The following is a 5675-nucleotide window of genomic DNA, read 5'->3' on the forward strand; positions in this document are numbered from 1 at the left end:
GACCGCGCGGAGGAGCGATGCCGATGAATGCGCTGATCATTCCGTTGAACGCGCGCCGACAGAACTCCGCCAACGCCGCGCCCTCTTTCGACGCCAGCCGGCATCTTGCCATCGAGCCTCCGGCGTGGACGGTCAGCCTGTCCGGCGCCTTGGACGAAGCACCGCCCTCCCCGGCCCTGGCGGCTCCCTTCAGACTACTGAGTGCCGCCGGGATTGCGGCGGCGGAGCGCGCATCCCCCAAGTTTTTGGCCGAAATGGCGCGGCACCCCAAGGTAATCGACGCCGTCAGCGCCCTGACCAGCACCTGCATGGTCCCAGCGCCCGCCGGTGCCAGCGCTACGGCCGGAGCGGTGGCACTGGTCCTGAGCCTGTCGAACGCCGGAGCCTTGGCGGCGGGCTTCGCGTTGCTCCAGCATCCCGGCATCGTGCTCCGCCAGAACGGAAGCAGTTCCGCCGCCTATGCCAAGCTGGTTTTTCTTCCCGAAGACGCTGATATCAGCATCCATGACCTTGAAGACGGCGCCGGGGACGTGGAGCGCGCCCGCATCGAGTGGGTGCGCCACAAGACCTTGCTCTCCCACCGCAAGCTGGGCCGGCTGCTGGAGAACTTCGACCGTTGCGGCGACCGCATGACGCTCGTCCAGGAGCTTTGGGAAGCCCTGGCGGACGCCGAACACGCGATCGAGGCGCTGAGTTCGGAGACCGAGAGTTTGGATATCTTCTACGAGACTTGACCCGTCTTTCGCAGGTCGGCCCTGACCGATCCGCGATCGATTTGGCCTTAAGCCGCCTTGTGCCGTGCGCGGACCTGCGTGCGGTGCATCAGGCGGCGGTGCTGGTTGTCGAAGCTGTCGCGGCGGTGCATGGTGACGCGGTTGTCCCACATGACCAGATCGCCCTTGCGCCAGGAATGCGCCCAGGTGAATTCCGGCTTGGCGACGTGGCTCCACAACTCGTCGAGCAGGGCTTCGCCCTCCTCGATCGGCAGCCCGACGACATAGGCGTTGAGACGCCGGCCCAGGTAGAGCGCACGGTCGCCGCTTTCCGGGTGGGTGATGACCAGCGGGTGGATCGTGCCGGGGGAAGTCGCCAGATCGGTCGGCCGCTCGTAGCCGTGGCGGAGGAAGCCGCCGCTGTTGGTCGTGCTGTCATGCTTCAGCGAAAGGCCGTCGACGCGGGCGCGCAGGTCGGCGGGGAGCGCCTGATAGGCCATGACGGTGTTGAGGAACCACGTGTCCCCTCCGCTCGGCGGCACTTCCAGCGAATAGAGCACGCTGCCCAGCGGCGGGTCGGGCAGGAACGACATGTCGGTGTGCCAGGACGCCTCGCCCGCTCCCAGCGCGCCGATGGCGACGCCGTTCTCGATCACGTTGGAGATGACGTAGATCTCCTCGTAGCCGGGGACGAACTGCTTGCCGTTCTCGTTGGGCGGCGCCTTGTCCAGTGTGCCGAACCGGCGGCTGAAGGCCAGCAGGTCGTCGTCGGAAAGGTTCTGGTTGCGCAGCACGATCACGCGGTGCTTCAGCAGCGCCTCGTTGACGAACCGGTATTCACGCTCGCCGAAGTCGCGGGAAAGATCGATGCCGGTGATCTCGGCGCCCAGCACCGGCGACGTCGGGATCACGTCTACGGTTGTCGCCACGGTTGACGAACTCATCGCTGCATACCCCATTTTCTAACGGTATAGATTTCGATCGAGCGGAAGACCACGCTTTCGACCAGCAGGCCGATGATGATGACCATCAGCAGCCCGGCGAAGACGCTGGGGATCTCGAGCTGGTTGCGGTTCTCGTAGATGAACCAGCCGATGCCGCCTGCCCCGGAACTGACGCCGAACACAAGCTCCGCCGCGATCAGGGTCCGCCACGCGAAGGCCCAGCCGATCTTCAGACCGGTCAGGATCGACGGCAATGCTGCGGGCACCAGGATCAGCATGACGTAGCGCAGGCCCTTCAGCCCATAGTTCTGCCCGGCCATCCGCAGGGTGTCGCTGACGCCCATGAAGCCGGAATGCGTGTTGAGCGCCATCGGCCACAGCACGGCATGGACCAGCACGAAGGTCAGGCTGCCCTCGCCCAGGCCGAACCACAGCAAGGCCAGCGGCAACAGGGCGATGGCGGGAAGGGGATTGAACATGCTGGTCAGCGTGCTCAGCAGGTCGTTGCCGAAGCGCGTCGTGACCGCCAGCATCGTCAGAACAGCCGCCGCCGCAATGCCTACCGCGTAGCCGACCAGCAGAATGCGGAGCGAGGTCAGGCAGCGCTGGAACAACTGCCCATCGACCAGACTGGTCCACAGCGTCGCCAGCGTTTCGCTGAGGGTCGGGAACATCAGCGGGTTGTCCGACCAGACGGCGTAAGCCTGCCACGCGGCGCCGAGCAGGACCAGGATGAAGATCCGGCGAGCCAGCGTGTTGCCGGTCAGACGCTCCCACAGGGAGAGCGGCCGGCTGATGTCGCCGATCACGCCGGCGTCGAGCACGTCCCGTTCGAATTCCGGACGGACCGACGGGACGAGCGGCTGCTGATGCGATTGAATGCTACCCGTCATGGCCTTGCCGCCCTGGTCACCTTGGGAACCGGCGCAGTATTCTGCTCGGCGAACAGCATCGTGTGGATGCGGTTCTCCAGGGCCGCGAAGCCCTCGCTCTTCTCGTGGCCGTAGCTGTGGGCGTTGAGTTCCGCCTTGACCTGCCCCGGATGGGGCGACAGCACGAGGATGCGGTTGCCGACGATGATAGCTTCCTCGATCGAGTGAGTGACGAACAGCACGGTGAAGCGGACGTCGTCCCATAGCTGAAGCAGTTCTTCCTGCATCCGGCGCCGGGTCAGGGCGTCGAGGGCGGCGAACGGCTCGTCCATCAGCAGGATTTCCGGCTCGGTCGCCATGGCGCGGGCGATGGCGACGCGCTGCTTCATGCCGCCCGACAGGGTGTGCGGGTAGCTGTCGCGGAAACGGTCAAGGCCGACCTTGGCGATGTAGGTGCCGGCGCGATCCCCGGCCTCCCGTTTCGGCACGCCGCGCGAGCGCAGCGGAAACATGACGTTCTGGAACACGGTCTTCCAGGGCAGGAGCTGGTCGAACTCCTGGAACACGACCATGCGGTCCGGACCGGGGCCGGTGACGGGAGCCCCGTTCAGGCGGATCTGGCCCTCGACCGGCTTGATGAAGCCGGCGACCGCCTTCAGCAGGCTGGACTTGCCGCAGCCGGACGGGCCGAGCAGCACGAAGCGGTCGCCCCGGTGGACCTGGAAATCGACCTGATACGTGGCGGTGACCAGGCGGGAGTCCGTCTTGTACTGGAGCGTGACGTTATCGACGTCGAGCAGGACGCCGGGATCGGTTTCCTGTCCGGTGAAGGGGAGTACGCGGCCCATGGCGTTCATGCCTCCGGTCAACTGCCTGCACGCTCGTGCAGTTCGGGGAAGAAAAGCTCCTGCCACGTGGCGGGCTTGTTCTTGAGGGTGCCGACCCGCGCCATGAAATCCGTGTATTTCAGGATGTTCTGCGGCGTGGTCGAATACTGGATCTCGGGATCGGTGATGATCTTCTCGACGAATTCGGGCGCCAGCTTGGAGTTGTCCAGGCGGATGTAGATCTCGGCCGCCTGTTTGGGGTTTTCCTTGATGAAAGCGCTGGCCTCGTCCATCGCGGCAAGGACGGCCCTGGTGGTCTTCGGGTTGTTCTCGCGGAACTTGGCCGTCGTCCACAGCGCGCTGAAGGAGCCGGGGCCACCCAGCACGTCGTACGAGCTGATGACCCGGTGGATCTTGTCGCTCTCGAGCTGCTGGTACTGGAACGGCGGGCTGGTGAAGCTGGCCGAGACCTCGGTCTTGCCGGACAGCAGGGAAATCGTCGCTTCCGGGTGGCTCAATGAGACGGTCAGGTTGTCGAGCTTGGCGTAGCTGCCTTCGCCGAACTGCTTCTCCGCCGCCATCTGGAGGATGATCGCCTGATACGACAGCTTGACGGTCGGAACAGCGATCCTGTCCTTTTCCGTGAAATCGGCCAGGGATTTTACATCCGGCTTGTTGGTATTCAGGTAGGCCGGCTGGGAATTCAACGTGGCGAGAGCGCGGACATCGGCGCTCTTGCGGGTCTTGTCCCACAGGATCAGGAAGGGCGGAATGCCGGCGGCGGCGAATTCCGCACTGCCTGACAACAGCGCGTCGTTGACGGCGGACGGGCTGCCGAGCGGCGCATAGGCGGCAGTCACGTCCCCCAGCCCCGCTTCCCGAGCGTGCTTTTCTACCAGCTTCAGATCCTGCGCCACGTATAGCTGGAGATAGCCCAGGCCAAGCTGGCGGGCGAAACGGACGGTCTGCACTTCCGCCATCGCCGACCCGGCGACCAGGCAGAGAACGGACGCCACTCCACCGGCAAGTACCTTGCCCAGGAATGACCTGCCCATTCCACCCGTTCCATTCTTCGCCATGGCCTGCAACCCTCGCTTATTTAACAAATTTTCTCTGCACATCACTGTATAATCAAACAAGATGACATGCTTAAACCCTGATACAAGATATTTGTCACATCGCGGGTATGTCAAATCCATTCACAGCAAAGGCGCTCGTGGCTTTTTGCATAGTACAATTTTTGGATTTTGCACAACGAACTGAAGACAGATCAGTTCAGGCAGTCAGAACGCCCAGATGCGTGGGATCAGCAGCAGCGACAACACGATCACGATCAGGTCCAGCGGCAGCCCCACCCGCCAGAAATCGCCGAACCGGTAGCCGCCCGGTCCCAGGATGATCGAGTTGTTGTGGTGGCCGAAGGGGGTCAGGAAGTCGCAGGACGCGCCGATGCAGACCGCCATCAGGAAGGCGTCGGGCGACACCCCCAGTTGCTGGGCGATGTTGACCACGACAGGCGCCATGATGACCACGGTCGCCGCGTTGTTCAGCATCGGCGTTACCGCCATGGCCGCGATCAGGACGACGGCCAGCATGCCGGTCGGCCCCAAGGCCGGCGCCATCATGACGACCACTTCGCCGATCCATCCAGCCAACCCCGTCGTCTGGACGGCAGTGCCGAGCGGGATCATGGCGCCAAGCAGCACGACCACCGGCCAGTCGACCGCCTCGTACAGGGATGCGGGGCGGATGATGCGGGCCGCCAGCATCGCCAGGACGGCACAGGTGAATGCGATCGCGGCGGATGCCAGATCCAAGGCGGCGGCGGTCACGGCGGCGGCGAAGACCGGGACGATCAGCCATGTCCGGCGCGGCTCGAACTCCAGCTTGCGGTCGGCCAGCGGGATGCAGCCCAGTTCCTCCATCGCCTCGGCGACGATCTCCGGATCGCCGTCGAGCAGAAGGATATCGCCGGCGCTGAGATTGGCGTCGCGCAGTCGCCCCTCGAAGCGCCGGCCCTGGCGCGACACCGCGACCAGATTGACGCCCCAGCGTTCCCTCAGGTCGAGCGACAGGGCGCTGCTGCCCTGGATCAGGGCATTGGGCATCACCATCGCCTCGGTCAGCCGCAACTCGCGTCCGCCGGCGCCCTGCGCCACCAGGGCCAGACCTTCCAGCTCGACAAGATGCTGCAATGTGGCCGTGTCGGTTTCCAGCAGGACGATATCGCCGGATTGGAACCTGACGGTGCCCGGCCGCGCGAAGACCCGACGTCCGTCGCGGATGACGCCGATGACGGTGACTCCGCGCTCTTCCTCC

Annotated in this window: 6 protein-coding genes; 1 reads left to right on the plus strand and 5 read right to left on the minus strand. The window is 64.8% G+C overall.

Annotation, left to right across the window (positions count from 1 at the left end):
• A partial coding sequence (locus tag AC5JJ6_RS38785; RefSeq protein ID WP_496047156.1) for a hypothetical protein occupies positions 1 to 734 on the plus strand: 734 nt, incomplete at its 5' end.
• A gap of 47 nt (positions 735 to 781) precedes the next feature.
• Here AC5JJ6_RS38785 and AC5JJ6_RS38790 read toward each other — a convergent pair.
• The 5 genes from AC5JJ6_RS38790 to AC5JJ6_RS38810 form a co-directional block, all read right to left on the minus strand.
• A complete protein-coding gene (locus tag AC5JJ6_RS38790) occupies positions 782 to 1642 on the minus strand; it encodes a TauD/TfdA dioxygenase family protein (protein ID WP_496047157.1) in 861 nt (286 codons plus the stop codon).
• An 11-nt stretch (positions 1643 to 1653) separates the two neighbouring features.
• On the minus strand, positions 1654 to 2550 hold the full coding sequence (locus AC5JJ6_RS38795) for an ABC transporter permease (RefSeq protein ID WP_496047158.1): 897 nt from the start codon (positions 2548 to 2550) through the stop codon (positions 1654 to 1656).
• Positions 2547 to 3377, minus strand: a complete 831-nt coding sequence (locus AC5JJ6_RS38800) for an ABC transporter ATP-binding protein (protein ID WP_496047159.1) — start codon at positions 3375 to 3377, stop codon at positions 2547 to 2549. The genes AC5JJ6_RS38795 and AC5JJ6_RS38800 overlap by 4 nt, the downstream gene beginning before the upstream one ends.
• A gap of 17 nt (positions 3378 to 3394) precedes the next feature.
• Positions 3395 to 4411, minus strand: coding sequence for an ABC transporter substrate-binding protein (locus AC5JJ6_RS38805; protein ID WP_496047160.1), 1017 nt, complete (start codon positions 4409 to 4411; stop codon positions 3395 to 3397).
• Positions 4412 to 4639: 228 nt separating this feature from the next.
• The coding region (locus tag AC5JJ6_RS38810; protein ID WP_496047161.1) for an SLC13 family permease at positions 4640 to 5675 on the minus strand (1036 nt) is incomplete at its 5' end.

It is taken from the genome of Skermanella sp. (assembly GCF_059503625.1).